Below are 22,514 nucleotides of genomic sequence, written 5' to 3'. Positions count from 1 at the left end.
ACGAGGTTGTTTTTCTATCTTAATACATTTGGTTATGAAAAAGGTAAAACGTCTTAGAAAGGTAAAAAAACGTGTCTTATGAGATTTATATTTTTTAAGTAGAAATGAGGGATGATAAAGTGACTTATTTAGAAAAAATCGTTGAAATATCATCTGAATTACCTTATCCAGTGTTACGAGATATCAATGATCGTGTAAGAGACTGGTTAGCGAGTGGCGGAGGAGAGAACGATCCATATATTGCCCAACAATTACGATTTGCTCAAAACTATTTGAAAATGCATGGCGAGTAAAAGAATTGTGGAAGAAACAAAGAAAGTAGGTGAATCATCATTTGTTTGACTGGCTGAAAGACTATCAGAAATTAGAGGAACGAATCGCATACTTAGATTACAACGTAGATAAAACAAAAGCTGAATTAAAACGCTGGGTCAGTGGTGATTTGCGAGAGGTACGTTTAACTGCTGAATCGGAAGGTGCAAGGGTAGAAGAACGTATTGAAGCAATTGAATATGAGTTAGCAAATGAAATGAATGCCATGTATGACCTTATGGAATTGATTAGTAAGTTTAAAGGGCTAGATAATCAAATACTTGTAAAGAAATACATATATGGTATGACATTAGAACAAATTGCATGTGATTTGAATTATAGTCCAAATTACATTAAACGTAAGCATGCCGAAGTAAGAAAGATAATCAAGTTTGTGGATGATCTGTAAGGTTACTTTTAGGGAAGGTACTTTTAGGGAAACGAAACTATTGAAAATATGAATTATAGTAATAACATAAGAAATTGACGAAAGGGTAACTGGTGCACAGTTGCTCTTTTATTATGTCCAAATTACATAGGTGGTGTTTCATGTGTTTGGGTTATTTAAAAAGTTAAAAGGTAGTAATCGCAAACGGTTTGAAATAACTTCAGTAAAGTTTTTAGATCCAATAGACAAAATGGTTGAAAAGGAAATAGCACAATTGAAATCTATTAAGGATGAAAAGGAGCAAGAGGAAATGTACAAATATAAAAAGCAAATTACATCCTTAGATGAACTTCATAAAGTTATTGATGCATTAGAAACATTAAATAAGAAGTATGTAATTACAAAGGTAGTACAAAAGAATGAGATTATACCGAGTGGAGTAAAGTATGTGCGTAGTATTTGGTATGTGGAAGAGATAGATGTTCCCAAGAAATATTCTGATGGTGAAGAAATGGTTAAATTAATTTGTCATGATTGCGGTACATCAATTATAGGGAAAAGAATTTATTTAGAAGGAAAGGGTTGTATTCATAACTTAAAACATAATACAACAATTGTTCCGTTAGATAAGGAGTGTGAATGTAAATGATTACTGAAATTAGAAAAACAATATCAGGTACAGAGTATTGGGATACAAAAGAAAAACGAAGTCTATTTGTTCCAACTGGTGAAGAACCAGGATTCGAAGTAACTGTTAATCCTGAGAGTATGATCGGAGGAATAGATTTTGCGAAGGGTAAAGACTTCAGTGCGATTGATGGTAAGGTTGTAGATTACGAAATTAACCTGGATGATATGAATGTTGAAGCGTTGCTATCTTTCGCTAAAGACAACAATATTGAAGTGCCATCTAAGTTAAAGAAAGAAGAATCAATTCGTAACTATGTCGTTGGGCAATTAACGACTGATACCGAATGAAGTACTGTGACTTCAATGGCTGCCGTAACAAGATAAGCAAAGGACGTTACTGTGAAGAACATAAGCGTAACAAACCAAGGAAGAAGAAGGATCAGAAGAACATCTACCATCATGATAACAAACCATTCTATCGCACTGATGCATGGAAGTATGTTAGGTCAAAGGTATATGAAAGAGAGAATGGCTGCTGCGGTCGATGTGGAAGGTTCGTCTTTGGTCGAAGTGCTCATGTTCATCATGTAATACCAATTAAACAAGATGAAACACTTAAATTAGAAGAGAATAACTTAAGATTACTTTGTCCAGTTTGTCATACAATCGAAGAAAATGAAGATAAACCGAAAAAAGTTTTTCCGAGTTATTTCGGAAGCCCCCCTATCAAAAATTAAAATTTCTTCTCTGGGGAGGATAGGTAGCGTAGGGGGCATCTCTATCGTTAGACAGCATTTTTAAAAAATAAAGGGGGGGTGTGAAATGTCTACGAAAAAAGAGCGTCAAAAAATTGTTGCCGATAAAACAGAAGCTGAGAAAAATCGGATATTAAAAATCATGCGTGATGCAGATATTTACACCCTTACTTTAGATCCATTAATTGAATCGTATTTAGATATTTTCGAAGTTTATATGACGATGTTTATCGAATGGAAAGAAAAAGGGTTTCCAGCAACGCAGCAACATACAAATAAAGCTGGTGCTACAAATAATTCAAAGCATCCATTAGCACAGCAGGTGGAGACCTGGTCTGATAAGAAAACTAAAGCATTAGATTTATTGGGACTTACAAATAGAACCAAAGCAGGCAGACAAATCACTGGTGGTTCAACTGTTGGGAAAAATGAAGAGTTAAAGAAACCAAAGGCTAAAGTTAGTGAATTAGATGAACATCGTAATAAATGGCGTGGTGCAAAATGATTGAACGTGGCGTTAATTATGCAGATGTTTATGCGGAAAAGGTAAGAAAGAATCCTAAAAAATATCCCGATACTATCAAAGCAATGGTAGATCGTTATTATAAATGGAAAAAGCGTAAAGATATTTGGTTTGATGTGGACCGTGCGAATGAAATGATGGATTGGGTTGAAACGTTTGTCCGGCATACGAAAGGTGATTTAGCAGGACAACCTTTTATCCTGGAAGATTGGGAGAAATTCGCTTACTCCTGGATCTATGGATGGATTCATAAGAATGAAAAAGGACAAATTGTCCGAGTTACTCGAGAAGCTTACATTCAGGTTCCTAAGAAGAATGGTAAAACTTTAATCGGTGTTGGTGGTCTTGGTTATGCGATGTACGGTGAAGGAGTACTTAGTGCCGATTGTTATTGTTGTGCGAGTGATTTTAACCAGGCTCAATATGCAGCAAAGCCATTTGCAGCAACAATTATGAACCATGATGTATTAATGGATTGTTCACACATTTATAAAGGGCCAAAAGGTACCATTTCTAGTGTGACATATGACTATATTCGTGATGATTTAGCTTATCAGAACCAATTCATTGTAATGAGTAAAAACATTCAATCCATTGAGGGGTCCAATCCGCACTTCATTTTAAATGACGAGCTTCATGCTCAGGAAAATATGGATCAGTACGATAACTTTAAATCAGCGCAGGTTTCTCGTGCTGAACCAATTATGTTTAATATATCAACGGCTGGTAAAGGTTCTTCATCGGTTGGTATGCGAGTATATCGTGAAGCCAAAGAAGTATTGAAACGTGATGATAATGACTCAAGTTTTGTCATGATATACGAACCTAACAAGAATTATGATTGGACAGATCGTAATGTTTGGGCAATGGTTAACCCAAATATCGGTGTATCTGTAACGATGAGTGCACTTGAAACAGAATTCATCTCAGCGTCACGTTCGGCTCATAAAAAAGCTGAGTTCCTTTCTAAACATTTAAATGTATTCGTAAATGGAGCGGAAAATTTCTTTGAACAAGGACAAGTTGAGCATGTTCTTGTGGAAGACCTGGGCGATTTAACAGGTGAAACTTGCTATATCGGTTTAGACTTATCGAAAACAACCGATTTAACATGTGTAAGCTTGAATTTCCCTAACGCTGGTTATACCGAGGAAGGAAAGTCAATATTAAAGGTTAAACAAATGTATTTTGTACCTAATGAAGATATCGAACATCGTGAAAAAGAAGATAACGTTCCATATACTGATATGGTTGAACGAGGTTTTGTTACTTTTTGTGATGGAAAGATGATAAACCAGGATCAGGTTATGGATTACATTGTAGAATGCATGAATTTATACGATGTGCAGCAAATAAACTATGACCCAGCGATGTCACAAAAATTAATTGAAAAACTTGAGAATCTCGGTCTCGAGTGTATTTCAGTAAGTCAGTGGCCTAATGTTATGAATGCAATGATGGATGATTCAGAAATACTTATTTATGAAAAACGTATAATGACCGACAATCCTTTATTTGTTTATTGTGCACTTAACGTTGTAGTTGTAACAAATATCAATGGAATGAAAGCACCAAGTAAGCGACAGTCCAAAAAGAAGATTGATGGATTTGTTGCTTTTTTATGTGCTCATAAAGAAACTATGATGGTGATGGATAGCATAACAGAAGAGGGAATGGATGAATTGATTGGTGATATTTATCGATAAGGAGTGAATGAGAAATGAATTTTGGCCAAGCAATTGAAGCAGTTAAAAATGGTGAAAAAATTGCACGAAGAGGTTGGAATGGTAAAAACATGTTTGTTGTTTATCAAAAAGGATATCCAGAGGGAATTCCTTGTAATAAACAAACCGCTGAAGCATGGGGATTAAATGAAGGCGATCTTTTTAAAGTGAGACCATACTTACAATTACGTTGTGCGGATGGAACGCATGCAATGTGGGCTCCAAGTACTTCAGATGCATTAGCGGAAGACTGGGAGGTTATTGAGTAATGAAAAATATAGTAACACAGGAACAAGTAGATCAAATTTTTGCGAAATCAAAAAAAGAATTCTCTACCATATTTAATAAATGTACAGTTGTTTCTTGTCAGCTTCCGAATGGTTTTATCATTATAGAACATTCAGCTTGTGTAGATCCACAAAACTACGATTATTACATGGGAGCAAAGATTTGCGAGGAACGTATCAAGAATCAAATTTGGCATCTAGAGGGATATCGTTTGCAGTGTAAATTACACGAACAAAAACTTGATTAGGATCCATTTAATGTTCGTTAATTGAAAGGCGGTGAGAAATTGGGTTTAAGGGATAGATTTTCAAATTATTTGTTTAAAAAAGCTGAAAAACGTGGCTATCTTGATGATGTTTTAGGAAAAAGCATTCGTTATGGCGGTGTGTATGTTACGGATTCAAACATCTTACAATCTAGCGACGTTTACGAGTTGCTACAAGATATTAGTAATCAAATGGTATTGGCTGATATTGTTGTGGAAGATGAATTTGGTAATGAAATCAAAGATGATATTGCACTTCAAATCTTAAGGAATCCTAACAACTATCTTACACAATCTGAATTCATTAAATTAATGACGAATACTTATTTACTCGAGGGAGAAACATTTCCGATATTAAACGGCAATCAAATACATCTAGCTTCAAATGTTTTTACAGAGTTAGATGATAATTTGGTAGAGCATTTCAATATTGGTGGTCATGAGATTCCTCCATTTATGATTCGGCATGTAAAAAATATTGGTGCAGATCATTTAAGAGGAAAAGGTATTCTTGACTTGGGAAGAGATACACTTGAGGGTGTTATGTCAGCCGAGAAAACACTGACTGACAAATATAAAAAGGGTGGACTATTAGCGTTCTTATTAAATTTGGATGCTCATATCAATCCACAGAATGGTGCACAGTCAAAGTTAATCAATGCAATTTTAGATCAACTGGAATCAATTGATGAATCAAGGTCTGTAAAAATGATTCCTCTTGGAAAAGGATATTCAATAGACACACTTAAAAGCCCGCTAGACGATGAAAAGACCCTAGCATACCTAAATGTATATAAAAAAGATTTAGGTAAGTATTTAGGCATAAATGTAGACACATACACAGAGTTAATCAAAGAAGATATTGAAAAAGCGATGATGTATATCCACAACAAAGCAGTGAGACCAATAATGAAAAATTTTGAAGACCATTTGAGTCTTCTTTTTTATGGCCAAAATTCAGGGAAACGTATCAAATTTAAGATTAATATTCTTGATTTTGTCACTTATAGCAACAAAACGAATATTGGTTACAACCTTGTGCGTACAGCCATTACTTCACCTGATAATGTCGCCGATATGCTTGGATTCCCTAAACAAAATACAAAGGAATCACAGGCCATTTATATTTCAAATGATGTAACTGAAATCGGCAAGAAAGAGGCATCAGATGGTTCATTGGGAGGAGGTGAAGAGAATGAAAATTGAGGTCCGAGGGAATCAAGTCATACTTGATGGTTATGTAAATGTTGTGGACAGAGAAAGTCGAATGTTGCCTTCTCCGAGGGGATATTTCAAGGAAAGAATTGTTCCAAAAGCGTTTGAGAAAGCATTGAATAAAGCAAAGAATGTGGACTTGCTTTTTAATCACAACAAAAATAGAAAGCTTGGTTCTATTGAAAATGGCAATTTGGAATTGTATGAAGACAATATTGGTTTAAGAGCCATTGCTACAGTTACAGATGAACAAGTAATTGAAAAGGCAAGAAATAAAGAATTGCGTGGTTGGTCATTTGGTTTTGTTTCCGAAAAAGATTCATGGGAAGAAGGTGAATCTGGTGTTCAAAAACGATCTATTGAAGAACTGGAACTTTTAGAAGTTTCTATTTTGGATATGACACCAGCCTATGTTGCCACTTCCATTGAAACCAGGGGCGAAAATACAGCCATGATTGAAATGAGAAGTGAAGAAGCAGCCGTAAAAACTGTTGTGGAAGATGATACAGAAGAAAGAAACAACATTATTAAACAAATAAAAAAAGTCCTGGAGGAAAATTAACATGAACTTAAAAGAAATCTTAAAAGCATCTCAAGTACGAAATAAAGCTCGATTAGCAGAATTGCAAGGGAAAGTAGAGAAAGGTGAAGTTCGTTCAGAAGAATTAGCAGCAGTTAAGGCTGAAGTAGAAGCACTAACAGAAGAAGCGAAAACTCTTGCTGATGAAATTGCGAAATTAGAAGAGAAAGAAAAAGAAGAAGATCCAGACAAAAAGAAAGATGATGATCCAGAGAAAAAAGAAGATCCAGCAGCAAAAGAAAATCCGGATACTAAAACGGAACTTTCAGAAGAACAACGTTCAGCTATTTCAGCATCTATCGCAACCGCCCTTTCTACTAAAGGTCATAAATCTACTAAAAACAAAGAAAAGGAAACTCGTTCAGCTTTTGCGAACTACATTGTAGGTAACATTGATGAAACGGAAGCACGTGCATTAGGTTTAGTTACGGGTAATGGTTCTGTTACGATTCCAGATTTCTTAAGTAAAGAAATTATTACGTATGCTCAGGAAGAAAACTTCTTACGCCGATTAGGGACAGGGGTAAAAACAAAAGAAAATATTAAATATCCTGTTTTAGTTAAAAAGGCAGAAGCTCAAGGTCATAAAAATGAGCGAACAAATAATGAAATTCCAGAAACAGATATTGAGTTCGATGAAATCGAACTATCACCAACAGAATTTGATGCACTTGCTACAGTAACGAAAAAGCTATTGGCACGTACTGGTTTGCCAATTGAACAAATCGTAATGGACGAGCTGAAAAAAGCTTATGTTCGTAAAGAAACGCAATATATGGTAAATGGTGATGAAGCGAATAACATCAATGATGGTGCATTAGCAAAGAAAGCTGTTGAGTTTAAAACAGATGAAAAAAATCTTTATGATGCATTAGTAAAAATGAAAAATACACCTGTTAAAGAAGTACGTAAAAAAGCACGATGGGTATTAAATACAGCAGCACTAACAAAAATTGAAACAATGAAAACAGATGATGGTTTCCCATTACTTCGTCCATTTAATCAAGCGGAAGGTGGAATTGGCTATACGCTATTAGGCTTCCCTGTTGAGGAAGAAGATGCAATTGACATTCCTGACTCACCAGATACACCAGTATTCTATTTTGGTGACTTTTCTAAATTCTATATTCAAGATGTCATTGGATCATTAGAAGTCCAAAAACTAGTTGAGTTATTCTCACGTACAAACCGTGTAGGTTTCCGCATCTGGAACTTACTAGATGCGCAACTCATCCATTCACCATTCGAAGTTCCGGTTTATAAGTATGTTTTAAAAGCTTCTACTGGAGCTTAATATGGAAGAGTTAATTGAGAAATTAAAATCTCATATTCATTGGGAAGAGGGTATGGATGAAACCATGCTCTCTTTTTATATCACTCAAGCAAAGACTTATGTAAAGAATGCGACAGGCAAGCAGACCGAGTATTTAATTATTATGGTCGCCGGTATTTACTATGATTACAGGATTGCTGAAAAAGAATTAGAACAAGCTCTTGATGCTTTAACACCGTTCTTTGTTCAGGAGGTTTTTGTCGATGAAGAGACAGACAAATAAACTTAGATGGATGGGAGAACTACTTAAATTAGGAGAGTCCATTGATCCAAAAACAGACCGTGTTGTGATGGGATATCCGAAAGTTCGTAACATGAAATATAACAACATTGGAGTTACAGCCACTGATAAATTCACAACCAAAGATACGAATGAAATTGTAAAGAAAATTGAAGTTCGTATTGATCGAGAGATTGAAAACAATCAAAAAGATTACCGTGTAAAAGTTGGTGGTCGTATTTACGATATTGAGCGCATTTATGTAAAAGAAGAAGACCGGATGATGGAGGTGTCATTATCTTATGCAAATTAGCTTTCAAGAATTGCGAGACATCATGAAAAAATCTGGTATTCCAGTTTATCGAGATAAAGCTCCTACAACAGCAAAATATCCTTATATTGTGTATGAATTTGTGAATGAACAGCATAAACGGGCTTCTAATAAAGTTTTAAAGTCTATGCCACTGTATCAAATTGCAGTCATTACAAATGGTACTGAAAAAGACTATGAACCTTTAAAGGATGTTTTTAACGAAGCAGGCGTTTCTTATTCTCAATTTGATGGAATGGGTTATGACGAGAACGATGACACTATCACACAGTTTATAACGTATGTGAGGTGTATCCAGTAATGACTTCAAATAACAATGGCTTTGCTGAAGCTTTAGAAGATATCAATACGTTATTACGAGTAAATAAAAAGGTCGAACTGGATGTACTAGACGAAGCAGCAAAGTATTTTGCGAGTAAATTAAAACCAAAAATCAAAGCATCTAATAAAAATAAGCGAACACATTTAAGAGATAGTCTAAAGGTTGTCATAAAAAATGATCGAGTGTCTGTGGAATTTGAAGATAAAGCCTGGTATTGGTATTTAGTTGAACATGGCCATAAAAAAGCAAATGGTAAGGGTCGTGTGAAGGGAAAACACTTTGTTCAAAATACATTTGATGCAGAAGGCGATAAAGTTGCCGATATTATGGCACAAAAAATAATAGATAGAATGTGAGGATGATATATATGCCAATTGAAAATCAAGAAATTCAATACTCCGTAGGGATTGAAGATTTATATTTATGCATGATGAAAGGTAATGAGACATCTAATGCTTTACCAACTTATGAGGATATGGTTTATAGACAAACTAACATTTCTGATTTAACGATTTCCACAACATCTACTAATTTCACAAAGTGGGCATCTAACAAAAAAATCATTAATATTGTTAAAAATACAGCGTTTGGACTAGCATTTAACCTTGCTGGGTTAAACCGTGAAGTAAAAGATAAAATCTTTGCTAAAACACGTAAGAAAGGTGTATCTTTTGAAACCGCAAAAGCAAAGGCATATCCAAAATTTGCAGTTGGTGTTGTATTTCCACTGAATGATGGAACAAAGGTATTACGTTGGTATCCGAAATGTACAGTTGCACCAATAGAGGAATCTTGGAAAACACAAAATGAAGAGATGACTGTTGATGACATTGCTTACACAATTACAGCAGATCCATTGTTATTTAATGATGTAACACAAGCTGAATTAGATACTGGTGATCCAGAAGCAAAAGGAATTAAAGTTGAAGATTTCCTAAAACAAGTCATTTGTGATGAATCTCAATTAACACAACTTGGTGGAACAACAACACCAGGAAAATAAGGAGTGATATGATGGCACGTTTAAGTGATTTAGTGAATGTAAATATAACTAGAAATAGCATTAAGGTACAGGGTGTAGATATCCCTGTTATTTTTACTTTTGAATCCTTTCCTTATGTAGAAGAAGCTTATGGAGCACCATATCAAAAGTTTGAGCAAGAAATGAATGGTATGTTGGTGAAAGGTCAATTCAGCTTAGGGAAAAATGAAGCGAAATTGATGCGTGCATTAATTTACGCAATGGTACGTAGTGGTGGTACAGAATGTACATTGGATGAAATTAAAGGTGCTATTCCAATGAATGATTTGCCTGATATTTTCATAGTCGTATCCGAAATTTTCAGTGGACAAACTTTCCAGAATTCTGATATGGAGAAGCTGAAGCAAGAAAAAAAGTAAAAAACATACTGACTAAAAGTGAGGAATCTCAGTCTGAATTGGACTGGGATTTTTATTTTTATGTTGGTAATACGTTGCTCGGTTTAAGTATGGATGATTTTTGGAAAATCACGCCTAATCATTTTTTAAAACAATACATTATGCATCTCAGGTACAACTATCCAGATGCATTGAATGAACAAAAAACAAAGCAAATCTACACATTAGATCAAACACCATTTTATTGAGAAATGAGGTGAGAAAATAATGCCAGGGAATAGTAAAGAAAGAAACGTCGTTCTTAATTTTAAAATGGATGGACAAGTTCAGTATGCTCAGACCTTAAAGCAAATTAATATGGTTATGAATAATGCCGCCAAGGAATATAAAAATCATATTGCAGCAATGGGCCAAGATGCCACTATGACTGATAAGTTAGCAGCTGAAAAGAAAAAGCTTGAAATTCAAATGGAAGCTGCCAAGAAGCGGACCGCTATGTTACGTTCTGAGTATCAAGCGATGTCCAAGGATACAAGTACAACCGCCGAACAACTCAATAAAATGTATGGGAAATTGCTTGATGCAGAGCGTGCTGAAACCTCTCTTGATAGCGCAATGAAAAGAGTTAACGAAGGTCTTTCGCAGCAAGCCATTGAAGCGAGAGAAGCACGTGGTACTTTACTGGATTTACAAGAGAATTCTAAAAAGCTTGAAGCGGAACAAAAGAAATTAACAAGCTCTTTCAAACTTCAAAATGCTGAATTAGGTCAAAATGCTAGTGAAGCGGATAAGTTGGAATTAGCGCAGAAACAACTACGTCAGCAAATGGAAATGACTGATAGGGTCGTCCACAATTTAGAACAACAATTAAGTGCCGCAAAGCGTGTGTATGGTGAGAACTCTACTGAAGTGCAGCAACTTGAGACTAAATTAAACCAAGCAAAAACTACATTAAAGCAATTCGAAAACTCCTTACAAAGTGTTGGGCGAAGCGGTTCACAAGCTGCGGATGGTATGGCGGAAATAAATAAGAAACTTGATATGAACAATTTAATGGAAGCCGCTGAAGTCCTACAAGGAATATCTGAAAAGTTAATTGAAATGGGAAAGTCGATTGTAAATACAGCAATAGAGTTTGATGGATCGCAGAGGAAAATTCAGGCGTCATTAGGATTGACTGGGAAAGGTGCAGAAAATCTTCAAAAGATTGCTGTTGATACTTGGAAAAAAGGTTTTGGTGAAAATCTTGAAGAGGTAGACAATGCGCTTATAAAAGTTTATCAAAACATGAGAGATGTTCCATATAATGAGTTGCAAATGGCATCAGAGGATGTTTTAACACTTGCAAAAGTGTACGATGTAGATCTGAATGAAGCGACTCGTGGTGCAGGGCAGTTGATGAGTCAATTTGGTTTATCTACACAAGAAACATTTGATTTACTTGCTGCAGGTGCTCAAGAAGGTCTAAATTATTCAGACGAGTTATTTGATAACCTCTCTGAATATGCGCCTTTATTCAAACAAGGTGGTTTTAGTGCTCAAGAAATGTTTACGATTTTAGCAAATGGAACAAAAAGCGGTTCGTATAACTTAGACTATATCAATGATCTTGTGAAAGAATTTGGAATCCGTGTACAAGATGGTTCGAAAGGTGTATCAGAAGGATTCGGTGATTTATCTGAAGAGACACAAAAAGTATGGAAATCATTTAATGAAGGAAAGGGAACCGCAGCTGATGTATTCAATACTGTGTTAGGCGATCTTCAAAAGATGGATGACAAAGTAAAAGCAAACCAGATTGGTGTTGCTTTATTTGGCGTGAAATGGGAAGACATGGGTGCTGAAGCTGTACTTAGTTTAAATAATGTACATGGTGGTCTTGGTGATGTAACTGGACGTATGGATGAAATGAAGAAACTTCAGGAAGAATCTTTGGGGCAACAATTTCAAAAAGCATTAAGAGAAACACAGGCTGCGTTAGAACCACTTGGAAAGAAATTTGCAGAATTAGCTAAAGATATTTTACCTCCAATAGTTGATGGGATTAAATCTGTAATGGATTGGTTTAGTAAATTGTCTGAGGCTGATCAAACGCTTTTAATAGTGATGGGTGCATTGAGCACCGCATTTATTATTCTAACTCCAATTGTGGCAGCTCTAGCTGTTTCATTTGGTGCGTTGAATCTTGCGTTTTTACCTGTGATAGCTACGATTGCAGCAGTCTCCTTGGTGATAACTGGTATCATCATGTTGATAAAAAACTGGGGGGCAATAACCGATTGGCTTTCTGAAAAGTGGTCTGAATTTAAAGATTGGTTTGGCGAATTGTGGGATAGTATTGGACAAACATGCAGTGATGCATGGGATTCTATTTCAGAGTTTTTCTCGGGGGCGTGGGCCTCATTTACAGAGATGATGCATAGTTTCTTTGACCCCATAGGTCAGTTTTTTAGTGATTTATGGTCCGGAATTGTCGATGCAGCATCTTCTTTATGGTCTTCTTTGGTTGAAACAGCATCTGAATTATGGGGGCAACTGAAACAAAGTTGGGAAGAAACTTGGAATTCCATACTTACATTCTTAGATCCGGTTATTTCGTTAATTTCTACGGTTTTAGAAGCGGGATGGCTACTAATACAGGCGGGTACACAAATTGCATGGGCTGCCATAAGTAAGTACATTATTGATCCGATTACTGAAGCTTATAACTGGTGTAAAGGACAGCTTGGTGAGCTAGTTTCCTGGTTAAATTCACAGTGGGAAACAGTGAAATCATACACTTCCGCAGCATGGAATTTAGTAAAACAATATGTCATTCAACCTGTTCAAGAATTGTGGAATGCAACGAAAGAAAAACTGAATGATTTAGCGAATTGGATATTAGGGAATTGGGCAAAAATCCAATCTTATACGCTTGCAGCATGGCAGCTAGTCTATAAATATATCATTGATCCTGTTATTTCTGCTTATAATTCCGCAAAAGAGAAATTTAATGATATGTACAACACAGCACGGGAAAAATTTGACGCAGTTAAAAATGCAGCTCAAGAAAAATTTGATGCTGCAAAGAGATTTATCATTGATCCAATTAAAGATGCTGTAGACAAGGTGCAAGGATTTATAGATAAAATCAAAGGATTCTTTAGTGATTTGAAATTAAAGATTCCGAAACCAGAAATGCCTAAAATGCCACACTTTAGTTTAGAGACTAGTACAAAAAATGTTTTAGGTAAAGATATTACGTACCCTTCTGGTATTGGTATACAATGGCGTGCAAAAGGTGGTATTTTTACTAAGCCTACGATTTTTGGAATGAGTAATGGTCAGTTACAAGGTGCAGGAGAAGCTGGAAATGAAGCAGTTTTACCACTCAATAAAAAGACATTAGGCGCAATTGGTGAGGGAATTGCAGCAACGATGTCTACTGAACCAACTGTAGTTAATATTTATAATCCTTCAGTGAGAGATGATCGTGATATCGACCGTATGGTTGGAAAAATAGATGATGCGCTTGCTCAAAAAGGACGTAATTCAAAAATAGGAATAGGGAGGGCGACTTAAATTGTTGGATATAGGAATTGATAATGAATTAGCAAGTAGTTACGGATTAGGCTTAGTAGGTCGTCCAGTGATTCCAACTGCAAAACAAAAAGTAGAACATATAGAAATACCAGGGAGACATGGCTCGCTCACAAAGAAAGGGGCATATGAAAATGTCCCTTTTAAAGTGAAATTCAATATGTTAGAGACAGAGAACATTAAGCCTTTCATAAGACGTGCAAAACCTTGGTTATTACAGGGAGAAACACTCTTTTTTACAGATGACGATGTACATCGAAAGATTAAACATGTTGAAATGGGAGACATTGTAACTGAAATTGAGGAACATGGTGAATTTGAAGTGGATCTCACTCTAGATCCTTTTGAATATACAGAAGATGTAAACCTAAACCTTACCAAACCAGGTGTAATTTATAATCCAGGTACAATTGAATCTGATCCTAAGTTATGGATTGTGGGAAATGGTACTTTCCGGATAACAATCAATGACGTATCTTTTCAAATAAAAGATGTGAATGGTTCTGTTGTCATAGACTCAGAAGTACTTGAAGCATATACGGATACAATAGCAATGAATAATAAAATGGTCGGGAAGTTCCCTATATTCAACGTGGGAGAAAATAAAATAGAGTGGTCAGGATCAATTCAATTTATGGAAATTCGACCTAGGTGGAGATATAAATGATTACTTTATATAAACCAAATGAGACTGATTTTACACACAATGGTATAGGGGCTTTAGATAAAAATATTTATAACGCAACTGTTGAGGAAGAACTCAATGGTTTATTTTTATTTTCATTTAGTTATCCATTGTTTGCGCCGCATGGTCTGGAAATAGAGGGAATGAGTATCATTAAAGTTCCAACTCCGGATGGTGAACAACTATTTCGAGTGGCAGCTCCTAAAGTCAGTATGGGTGAGGTTACAGCGCAATGTTATCACATTTTTTATGACTTAACAGAAAATCTGATTGAAGATATTTTTGCTGAAACAACAAATGGTAATGGAGCTATGAATCGTATGTCAGCGGGATGCCAATACAAGCATCCTTTTCAGTTTTATTCAGATGTACCAAAGATAGCAAGTGCACGTATTGTCCGAAAAAATCCTGTGGAAGCATTATTGGATTCTAGTCAAGACAATTCATTTGTTAATCGTTGGGGTGGCGAATTAAAACGAGATAATTTTGATGTGAAGATGCTACAAAATCGTGGTATGAATCGTGGGGTAGTGATTCGTCATAAAAAAGATTTATTAGGTTATGAAGGTAATGTGGATTGGAAAAGTTCCATAACTAGAATCATGCCACAAGGGTTTGATGGGTTATTTCTTCCTGAAAAGTATGTGGATAGCCCACTTATAAATAAGTATCCTCATCCTAAAATCAAAGTGGTTGAATTTAAACATATTAAAGCAGCTATTGGTGAAAATGCTGACGATGAAGATGCAGTTCCATTAGAAGAAGCATATAGGTTATTACGACAGGCAGCTAAGGATATGTTTGCTATTCAAAAGGTTGACCAGCCTAAAGCAACGTATAACGTTAAGTTTCAGGAGTTATCACAAACGGAAGAGTATAAGGATTATAAGCATTTACAAAGTGTTTATATGGCAGATACGGTTACGGTTGAGCATCAAGAAGATGGTATTGATATAAAGGCGAAGGTAATTGCGTATAAATATGATCCAATAAAAAAAGAGTATCTGGATATAACCATTGGTAACTTCAAAGAATCCTTTACGGATGTTTCCGGTAGGGTTGATCTGGTACAAGAAGAGTTGTCCAATATGCCAGGCTCTATTTTGGATGCAGCAAAAGCAAATGCTACAAGCCTTATTAATTCAGGATTCGGAGGACATGTCCGCGTTTATCCAGATCGTATTTTAATTATGGATACGAAAGATGAAAAGAGTGCGAAAAAGGTTTGGCAATGGAACTTGAATGGATTAGGGTATTCTTCCACAGGTGTGAATGGACCATATGGAACTGCCATTACAAGTGACGGAAGAATTGTTGCTGATTTTATTACTGCTGGGATACTAAGTGGGAATCTTGTGCAAGGCGGGGAAATAACAGGATCAACTTTAAAGACATCCAATTCAGCTAATTATGTAAATATCTCTAAACAATTCATTCGTCTGTATGAGTCTTCGAAAGTTCGAGCCTTTATTGGATATTATAAAAATAGTAGAAATGAAATACAGCCAACTTTTATTTTAGGTGGGGATTCCGATTCCACAGGAGCAAATGGTTCTATTATGGTATACCAATTCTCGGATACAAGTGTTAAGTCTGGTGGAATAGGAATTACAAAAGGACTCGATGGCAATGGGTACTTAAATGCAGCTTCTTTATACTTTTCGCAGACGGGGAATGCAATGCTTGATGCTGACAAAATGATTGTCTTAGATGCTCAAAGTGATATGAGGTTTAAAGTCAAAGATCAGTTCCGCTTTTATCGGAATGACAATTGGATTGCAAGTATTGGGACTTCATCCGGAGGGGATACAGATATCATACTTCCAAATGCGATGATACGAAATTCAAGTTACGAAAATGGTTATATACAAGTGAAAACGGCTCTTGGGTCATATTATCAAGGAATAATCGCTTCTGACTTCAAAGTTTCTTCAAAAGAAACGTATAAAACCAATATACGTCCTATTGCATTCAGCGCACTTGAAAAGGTAATGGAATGGGAAATTAAACAATACAATTTGAAAACCGATATTCCAAAACTGTATGAGATGCGTATGAATCGTAAAGAAGGAGAGCCGACAATTACTACAGAGGCAATTCCTACACATTATGGTCTAGTGATTCCGAAAGAAGCAGAGGAAAATGGAGTCGGTTTATATGGGATGCTTTCGCAAGGAATTAGTGCATTACAAGAACATGTAATCAAAACGGAGGCTAGATTGAAAGAATTAGAGCCAATACAACCTAAAGGGAATATAAAACATAGGAACAGAGTGAAGCGTCAGAAAAGACCGTCTAGACGTGTGAAAAGAACAAGGTAGAGAGAGGTGTAATCATGCGAAACGAGGAAATTATTATAGATTTAGCAGATCTTGTGTTTACAAAAACAATTCGTTCTCGACAAAATGATAAAAACGGATTAAATCTTACTGTATACGTAAGAGAAAAAGGGCAGAATGTGGATTTAACAGGATATGCAGTTAAATATGAAGCGACAAATCATACAGGGGTATTCATTCGAGATGACGCTCAAATAGTTGATGCCAAAAATGGCATATTTTCATATGCGTTTACATCTCAAGCTGTTTCCAAATCGGATGATTGGACAGCTTATTTTGTTATGGAAAAAAGTAATGAGCGAATGAGTACACCAGACATTCGTATTGTATTAAGGCGTGATGTGAAAGAAGGAAATATTAAAATAGAAAATTACATTTCTGATTTTGAAACTCTTAAGAAGACGATAGATGAGTTGCAGAGGAAATTAAATACTATGGATGTTGTTAAGAAAAGCGGGGACACAATGTCAGGTGACTTGAAGTTAGATACCGCTATAGCACTTAAGAGGTTAACATCTACTGACGGAAATAAGGAGTTAATTTCATTAGCATTCGCTAAAAATGGTACCGTCTTTTTAGAAGATAGGATTAATAGTAATTTAAACGTTTTTGTGTATTCGCCAGATAAGAAGGAATTTATTATCAGCGCTAACACTAACTTAGTTAAGAAAACAGGTGATATTATAACAGGGCTAACCGAATTTAAGAGCGATAATGCAATTGTTTTAGGAAGTCGTTCTTTTAAAACAGTTATTCATAAAGGGACGCAGGGAGAACTAATTTTTGCCCCGTCCACAGTATCTCAAGGGGATACATGGGATTGGTCCAAAAAGGTGGAATTTCGGACTGACGGTACAGTAAAACAAGCAACCGATACTGGATGGATTACTCTTCAAACAACTGCTGTAGAAAATGTTGCTGATAGAATTTTGAAGTACAAGAGAAGTGGGGAACAGATTACTGTAATTGGTTCCGTTCGAAACCCAGCAAACACCACAGTTTTCGCGACGCTTCCAGTTGGATTTAGACCTGTACAGAACATTGCTTTTCCGGCACTGGCATACGGTGGTGTACCGACAGCTTGCGAAGTTACAGTAAAAAGTGACGGTGGGATTTTTGTGAATGGTGTTCAAAGTGGAAATACAATTCATATTGCAATGAACTTTTTAATTTAAATATCAGAAATCGAGCGTGCATAAGCAGGCTTTTTTATGTGTGCCAGGCATGGCAACTATCTAGGTGGTGAAAGTCCACTGTGGGGGTACACATCGGCCAACCACTAAGGAAGCGCAAGGTACTTACCGTGAGGTAAGGGCTGGAGGAAGCGTGAAATAAAATCTTGGCTCGACGAACAGAAATCTGATACGAAGGCTTTATAAAGGGATGAGACTCCATGACAAGTTAAAGTCCAAAAAGATGTGCGTAACTTTGTAGAGTAAATCAGGCGAGTAAAAGAGGAAAGATAGTTGTCTTACCCTGGGAGGTCTTGCGGATGTACTAACGGTACAGTCGAAAATGGTTAGCCGCGAGAAGTCAGCCNGTGGATCCGCATTATTTATCCTGGAAGATAAGGGAGCACAATTATGCTGCAAGGATGATTGAAACAGCAGGAGCAATCAATGACAACATGCCACAATATGTTGTGGATAGAATGATTGAAATTCTGAATACAGCAGGAGAAATATTGAAAAATAATACGATTGTGGTTTTGGGAGTCGCGTATAAAAAAGATGTTAGGGATACGCGAGAATCATCTTCTTTGCGAGTGATAGAGATTTTAGATAGGTACGGAGTAAAATGTTTAGTATGTGACCCTTATGTGGAGACATACCAAGTAAATAAAAAAAAGCATGAAACGGTACCTTATACTATAGAATTAATTGAGAACGCTCAATTGGTTCTTTTAGCTACAGATCATACAGATTTTGAATATCAGCAGATTGCTAATCATGCGAAAATTATTTTTGATACAAGAAATGCTTTTCAATCTATTACTAAATTTGTAGGGAAATATTATCATTTGTAAAATGATAAAAAGAAAATTATATGTTGTAGTTGCCTCATCGAACGACGGTGAGGTGCGGGGAATGTCACAATAAAGAGCGCCTTCAGAGTGAGGAGAAGGTACTCTTTGGGGTAAAGAAAATTGTTGATGTTTTCCTCACGCAGTATGAGTCTATGTAGTCAAATGGTTGTAATATGCAAGAAAGTATACTGAGTTGGTGAACTAGATGGAATGTTTTTGGTATGGTTGCATTCGTATATGAAATATGGATACAATTATGAAAAGTATAGTGGATACTTCTATCATAAGTAAGTGTGTGGTTTCTAAAGCGAATGACTTACGATTCTATTCAAAACCTTCCTGGGCTGATAGAGATGTTGCAGGAACTGTGGATGAAGGATTAGGATTTACAATCCTTGATAAAGTATCTGTAAATGGCTCGCAGCAGTATAAAGTGAAGAATAGTAAAGGTAATGGGTTTTATATTACAGCTAGTTCTTATTTATGTAGAAATTAAATAGTAAATATAAAAAGTGCCGGCTCTTAAGTGAGTCGGCTTTTTTTATTGAGTATATTAAAAAAGTAGTAGAGTTTCCTAAAAATATCTTTAAGTTCGTCAAAGTTTATTTTTAGAACAAAACTTTGATTTTCGTGTTTCAAAGTCTCGATTACATTTACAACATGTGTATTAGTTATTTGCACAGATAAATTTCGATTTTTATTATCTGTCACTTTGACAATTCTTTTTTCATCGTCGACTAGATGTGGCCCCATTTCCCAAAAATATTATTAGGATTTGATTCATATTGTTTCCTTAAAGAATTATCAACACATTCATTGACTAATTTCTCCATTTTAATATATTCATCATGAGTCATTTTAATTTCATTTATGCTCTGTGTTTTGAAATATTCTTGAGTAATTTGAATTGATTTTTGATCTGAATCGGCTTCTAACATTATTACTTGATAAGTATTTTTTTTGAATATACCTTTTCTATGCAATATGATCACCGCTAAATTTATATTTTTATAAGTCCGATATTCTTCTAACTTGTTTTTCCTTCTTCTTGAAATTCCTCTTATATTGTTGGAAGTCTTGTTTATCAACTCTGAATTTTTCTCCAGTAGCAACGTTCTTAACCAGGTAGGTCGTGCGTTTGAATTCCCTAATGTAATAGATAATTAACCCAACTAAAAGGGATATACACATTGTCGCTGGGATAGCTAAAATACAAAGAACGATAATGAGAGCAGAAATTTTATCTGACTCATAAACTCTTTTTAACACTATACGTTTCCCATTTGCAGCTTGAGCTTGCTCTAATTGTTGCATACGTTGTAACGATGCAATCGTATCATAACTCATGAAAAACTCCCTCCACTATTTGTTCATTTTATTTAAAGCTTTATCCATTTGGTGTTCATTCGCTTGTGTTGCGCTACTTGTTGTATTTTCTACACCACGATAATTGTATTTAGAGTTTTGCCAAAAGTCGAAAGCGAAATCTTTTAATGGCTTTTCGGATGCATTTCTCTCAACAACTTCAGATTTAAAGATATTCGTGAGCATGTATTCATGATTAGATACGTCTTTAATATATGTTTTATTTGTATATTCTTTGATGATTTCATCTCCAAAAGTCTTAATTTCATCTTTAGTGGGTTTATAATTATGAGCATATTTACTAATTTCATCAAATTTTTCATTTGGAGTTTTATCATTTGAAGCTATCTCTGTAATTTTACTCTTCCATTGGCTAGATGAAGTAGTTGTAGCAACTGTCTTTTTGGCTTGACTGTTAGAGCCTTTGTGATCTGGATTTAAATTAATACAAACCATGCATACAATAAATGAAATTAGAGCTGTAGAAAGATAAACTTTCACTACTTGTAAACGATTAATCTTCTCTCCTCTTAATACAATTTTAGGTATTAATAAACCTATAATTAGAACGATAATTGACACAATAGATACTAAAAATAGTATCACTTCTAATGCGTTTAACAAAAAATCCACTCCTTAAAATCAACATTGGTATAATACCTAAATCATACCAATTTCATGCAACAACTGTAAATATTACATTTTGTAAATTTGCTTTTAGAAACTTTTGACTCGCTCTAGTAAGTCCGTTACTTGGTTAAGACGTTCTTGAGTTTTTTCTAAAGAAACTTTTGTTAGGTCAGCGTTTTTTGACCAGAAGTCATTAAAAGCATGCCATTCGCCCATAATAAACATAGTTTTATCTGTATCAAGTGTCCTTAACAAAGAACTAACCTCTTCAAATGTTTCTTCGATTTTGTTTCCTAATAATTTTTTGTCGTATGCTACCTGGTTCGTTATCATATAAGTCCTCCTTTTAAAATTTTGATTGTGCGTGACTTGGATGGATCTCGTTGAATATATCCTTTCTCTTCTAAGTGTAGTAAATGCCCGTGTACTGTGGAACTAGAAGCAAGTCCAGTCGCTTGGCATATTTCCCTAACAGTGGGAGGATATCCATTTTCTATTACTTTTTCTTGGATGAAAGTTAAAATTTGAGCTTGTCTATTGGTTAATGGTTTCATGATGTATACCTCACTTTATGTATGGAATATCTAACCATATAATACCAAGATGTTGAGAATAAATCAAACACTTGTTCGTTTTTTGTCGGGAAATTATACTCCCATAAACTCACTATCAAAGTAAAACTTGTCCATTAAGTTATTTACAATTCCGTTGAAATAAGCGAATTTACCCTTATTCATTTTTGCTCCGGCTTTAATTTTCATAACAAATTCTTTAATAGCTGTTAATCCAATAGTAAGTTCCTGGTCTTTAGTAAATGCTTTATCACCAGTAGAGAAATTTGTCACTTTATTACACTGTCTTACGACCTTCCACAGTTCTTGAATTGTTTTAGATTCACTATAAAAAGAGCTAACTAAAGAAATAAAACGTTCTGGTACCCAGTGAGCAACAAAATCAGCTTGTTCAATATTCTCTTCTGGAGTATTGCTATTCTCATTACTATTACGTTTGTTTATATCTTTTATATTTTGTTTTAAGGTTTTAGTAGTTGTTTTATTGGTGTGACACTTTTCTTTATTTTTTGCAGGAGCTTGTGTGACAACCTGTTCTTCCACAATGATTTGCTGAATAACAATTGCGTTACTTGTTTGTTTCATATCGCTTTTACGCTTCATTTTTAGCTGTTTAATAATACCTAGAGACTCTAAATGTAGGCATACTCTAATAACCGTTCTACGGCTAATATTAAGGTCTTCAGCAATGTGTTTTTTCGTTCTAAAAGATACACCAAAGAACTTAGAAGAATAGTTGTGTAAGTGATTCAATACAGCTAATTGAGTTTTATTTAACTGATTTGCAAATTTCTCTTTGTATGCACGAACAGTCTTATTTAATTCATCGACTGTTTTAAATGTTGCTAGGTTTTCGTATGTTTCATTACCTGCAATGATTGTAATACCTTGTTTCTTCATATTATATGTCCCCTTTTGGGAAACAAAAAAGCAACAGAATGCCAAGTGTAAGCAAACTGTTGCTAAGGAGCCCTTACGTACTGTAAAATAGTCCGTAAGAGTACAGCAAATGTTTGCCTAATTAGAGTAGGCGGACGGTATATAGAGTGTTG

At 35.3% G+C, this 22,514-nt stretch carries 28 protein-coding genes and 2 pseudogenes; 25 read left to right on the top strand and 5 right to left on the bottom strand.

Annotated features, from left to right (window positions below):
• Positions 1–119: 119 nt before the first annotated feature.
• The 25 genes and pseudogenes from V6946_RS27675 to V6946_RS27555 all read left to right on the top strand — a co-directional run.
• A complete protein-coding gene (locus V6946_RS27675; protein ID WP_170957975.1) occupies positions 120–293 on the top strand; it encodes a DUF6877 family protein in 174 nt (57 codons plus the stop codon).
• 41 nt (positions 294–334) lie between these two features.
• Positions 335–721: a hypothetical protein gene (locus V6946_RS27670; RefSeq protein WP_088114456.1), complete on the top strand. Its 387-nt coding sequence runs from the start codon at positions 335–337 to the stop codon at positions 719–721.
• Between the two features lie 142 nt (positions 722–863).
• Positions 864–1,349: a hypothetical protein gene (locus V6946_RS27665; protein WP_088114455.1), complete on the top strand. Its 486-nt coding sequence runs from the start codon at positions 864–866 to the stop codon at positions 1,347–1,349.
• Complete coding sequence (locus tag V6946_RS27660) at positions 1,346–1,678, top strand: hypothetical protein (protein WP_088114454.1); 333 nt, start codon at positions 1,346–1,348, stop codon at positions 1,676–1,678. The genes V6946_RS27665 and V6946_RS27660 overlap by 4 nt, the downstream gene beginning before the upstream one ends.
• Positions 1,675–2,067, top strand: a complete 393-nt coding sequence (locus V6946_RS27655; protein WP_088114453.1) for an HNH endonuclease — start codon at positions 1,675–1,677, stop codon at positions 2,065–2,067. The genes V6946_RS27660 and V6946_RS27655 overlap by 4 nt, the downstream gene beginning before the upstream one ends.
• An 85-nt stretch (positions 2,068–2,152) precedes the next feature.
• Positions 2,153–2,590: a P27 family phage terminase small subunit gene (locus tag V6946_RS27650; protein ID WP_088114452.1), complete on the top strand. Its 438-nt coding sequence runs from the start codon at positions 2,153–2,155 to the stop codon at positions 2,588–2,590.
• Positions 2,587–4,314 (top strand): terminase large subunit, encoded by a 1,728-nt coding sequence (locus V6946_RS27645; protein WP_406622164.1) that lies wholly within the window; start codon positions 2,587–2,589, stop codon positions 4,312–4,314. Before V6946_RS27650 ends, V6946_RS27645 begins: the two co-directional genes overlap by 4 nt.
• A gap of 14 nt (positions 4,315–4,328) precedes the next feature.
• On the top strand, positions 4,329–4,601 hold the full coding sequence (locus tag V6946_RS27640) for a DUF2829 domain-containing protein (protein WP_088114450.1): 273 nt from the start codon (positions 4,329–4,331) through the stop codon (positions 4,599–4,601).
• Positions 4,601–4,867 (top strand): Gp49 family protein, encoded by a 267-nt coding sequence (locus V6946_RS27635; RefSeq protein ID WP_088114449.1) that lies wholly within the window; start codon positions 4,601–4,603, stop codon positions 4,865–4,867. Before V6946_RS27640 ends, V6946_RS27635 begins: the two co-directional genes overlap by 1 nt.
• 39 nt (positions 4,868–4,906) lie before the next feature.
• A complete protein-coding gene (locus V6946_RS27630) occupies positions 4,907–6,091 on the top strand; it encodes a phage portal protein (RefSeq protein ID WP_406622163.1) in 1,185 nt (394 codons plus the stop codon).
• On the top strand, positions 6,081–6,662 hold the full coding sequence (locus V6946_RS27625; protein ID WP_118415346.1) for an HK97 family phage prohead protease: 582 nt from the start codon (positions 6,081–6,083) through the stop codon (positions 6,660–6,662). The genes V6946_RS27630 and V6946_RS27625 overlap by 11 nt, the downstream gene beginning before the upstream one ends.
• A 1-nt stretch (position 6,663) precedes the next feature.
• Positions 6,664–7,974, top strand: coding sequence for a phage major capsid protein (locus V6946_RS27620; RefSeq protein WP_088114446.1), 1,311 nt, complete (start codon positions 6,664–6,666; stop codon positions 7,972–7,974).
• A 1-nt stretch (position 7,975) separates the two neighbouring features.
• Positions 7,976–8,236 carry a head-tail connector protein gene (locus tag V6946_RS27615; protein WP_088114445.1) on the top strand — a complete coding sequence of 87 codons (261 nt, stop codon included), beginning with the start codon at positions 7,976–7,978 and terminating at the stop codon, positions 8,234–8,236.
• Positions 8,217–8,546 carry a head-tail adaptor protein gene (locus tag V6946_RS27610; RefSeq protein ID WP_140163709.1) on the top strand — a complete coding sequence of 110 codons (330 nt, stop codon included), beginning with the start codon at positions 8,217–8,219 and terminating at the stop codon, positions 8,544–8,546. Before V6946_RS27615 ends, V6946_RS27610 begins: the two co-directional genes overlap by 20 nt.
• The gene (locus V6946_RS27605) at positions 8,536–8,865 is read left to right on the top strand and encodes a hypothetical protein (protein ID WP_088114443.1); all 330 of its coding nucleotides are present in this window, start codon (positions 8,536–8,538) and stop codon (positions 8,863–8,865) included. The genes V6946_RS27610 and V6946_RS27605 overlap by 11 nt, the downstream gene beginning before the upstream one ends.
• Entirely contained in the window at positions 8,865–9,242 is a 378-nt protein-coding gene (locus tag V6946_RS27600; RefSeq protein ID WP_406622162.1) for an HK97-gp10 family putative phage morphogenesis protein, read from the top strand. The genes V6946_RS27605 and V6946_RS27600 overlap by 1 nt, the downstream gene beginning before the upstream one ends.
• 11 nt (positions 9,243–9,253) lie before the next feature.
• Positions 9,254–9,889, top strand: a complete 636-nt coding sequence (locus V6946_RS27595) for a phage tail protein (RefSeq protein WP_088114442.1) — start codon at positions 9,254–9,256, stop codon at positions 9,887–9,889.
• A gap of 11 nt (positions 9,890–9,900) precedes the next feature.
• Positions 9,901–10,287, top strand: a complete 387-nt coding sequence (locus V6946_RS27590; RefSeq protein ID WP_406622161.1) for a hypothetical protein — start codon at positions 9,901–9,903, stop codon at positions 10,285–10,287.
• Between the two features lie 38 nt (positions 10,288–10,325).
• A complete protein-coding gene (locus V6946_RS27585) occupies positions 10,326–10,514 on the top strand; it encodes a hypothetical protein (protein ID WP_088114440.1) in 189 nt (62 codons plus the stop codon).
• A gap of 19 nt (positions 10,515–10,533) precedes the next feature.
• Positions 10,534–13,827 carry a phage tail tape measure protein gene (locus V6946_RS27580; RefSeq protein ID WP_406622160.1) on the top strand — a complete coding sequence of 1,098 codons (3,294 nt, stop codon included), beginning with the start codon at positions 10,534–10,536 and terminating at the stop codon, positions 13,825–13,827.
• Between the two features lies 1 nt (position 13,828).
• The gene (locus V6946_RS27575; protein WP_078187915.1) at positions 13,829–14,512 is read left to right on the top strand and encodes a phage tail domain-containing protein; all 684 of its coding nucleotides are present in this window, start codon (positions 13,829–13,831) and stop codon (positions 14,510–14,512) included.
• Positions 14,509–16,851: a phage tail spike protein gene (locus tag V6946_RS27570; RefSeq protein ID WP_406622159.1), complete on the top strand. Its 2,343-nt coding sequence runs from the start codon at positions 14,509–14,511 to the stop codon at positions 16,849–16,851. The genes V6946_RS27575 and V6946_RS27570 overlap by 4 nt, the downstream gene beginning before the upstream one ends.
• 14 nt (positions 16,852–16,865) lie before the next feature.
• The gene (locus V6946_RS27565; RefSeq protein WP_406622158.1) at positions 16,866–18,044 is read left to right on the top strand and encodes a BppU family phage baseplate upper protein; all 1,179 of its coding nucleotides are present in this window, start codon (positions 16,866–16,868) and stop codon (positions 18,042–18,044) included.
• Positions 18,045–18,409: 365 nt separating this feature from the next.
• Entirely contained in the window at positions 18,410–18,895 is a 486-nt protein-coding gene (locus V6946_RS27560) for a UDP binding domain-containing protein (RefSeq protein WP_406622157.1), read from the top strand.
• A 286-nt stretch (positions 18,896–19,181) separates the two neighbouring features.
• A pseudogene (locus tag V6946_RS27555) lies at positions 19,182–19,395 on the top strand (N-acetylmuramoyl-L-alanine amidase); the annotation flags it as partial.
• 508 nt (positions 19,396–19,903) lie between these two features.
• Here V6946_RS27555 and V6946_RS27550 read toward each other — a convergent pair.
• From V6946_RS27550 to V6946_RS27530, 5 genes and pseudogenes are all read right to left on the bottom strand, one after another.
• The gene (locus V6946_RS27550) at positions 19,904–20,242 is read right to left on the bottom strand and encodes a hypothetical protein (protein WP_406622156.1); all 339 of its coding nucleotides are present in this window, start codon (positions 20,240–20,242) and stop codon (positions 19,904–19,906) included.
• 15 nt (positions 20,243–20,257) lie between these two features.
• Positions 20,258–20,884 carry a hypothetical protein gene (locus V6946_RS27545; protein ID WP_088114432.1) on the bottom strand — a complete coding sequence of 209 codons (627 nt, stop codon included), beginning with the start codon at positions 20,882–20,884 and terminating at the stop codon, positions 20,258–20,260.
• A gap of 93 nt (positions 20,885–20,977) precedes the next feature.
• Positions 20,978–21,223 carry a hypothetical protein gene (locus V6946_RS27540; protein WP_406622155.1) on the bottom strand — a complete coding sequence of 82 codons (246 nt, stop codon included), beginning with the start codon at positions 21,221–21,223 and terminating at the stop codon, positions 20,978–20,980.
• Positions 21,224–21,237: 14 nt separating this feature from the next.
• Positions 21,238–21,444 (bottom strand): annotated as a pseudogene (locus tag V6946_RS27535) (helix-turn-helix domain-containing protein); the annotation flags it as partial.
• 93 nt (positions 21,445–21,537) lie between these two features.
• On the bottom strand, positions 21,538–22,362 hold the full coding sequence (locus V6946_RS27530) for a helix-turn-helix domain-containing protein (RefSeq protein WP_406622154.1): 825 nt from the start codon (positions 22,360–22,362) through the stop codon (positions 21,538–21,540).
• Positions 22,363–22,514 lie beyond the last annotated feature (152 nt).

It is taken from the genome of Bacillus sp. PPSBB_2 (assembly GCF_045291115.1).
Lineage (GTDB): Bacteria > Bacillota > Bacilli > Bacillales > Bacillaceae_G > Bacillus_A > Bacillus_A cereus.
The sequence above is the reverse complement of the archived record's forward strand: the minus strand, read 5'-3'. Positions and strand labels throughout refer to the sequence as shown.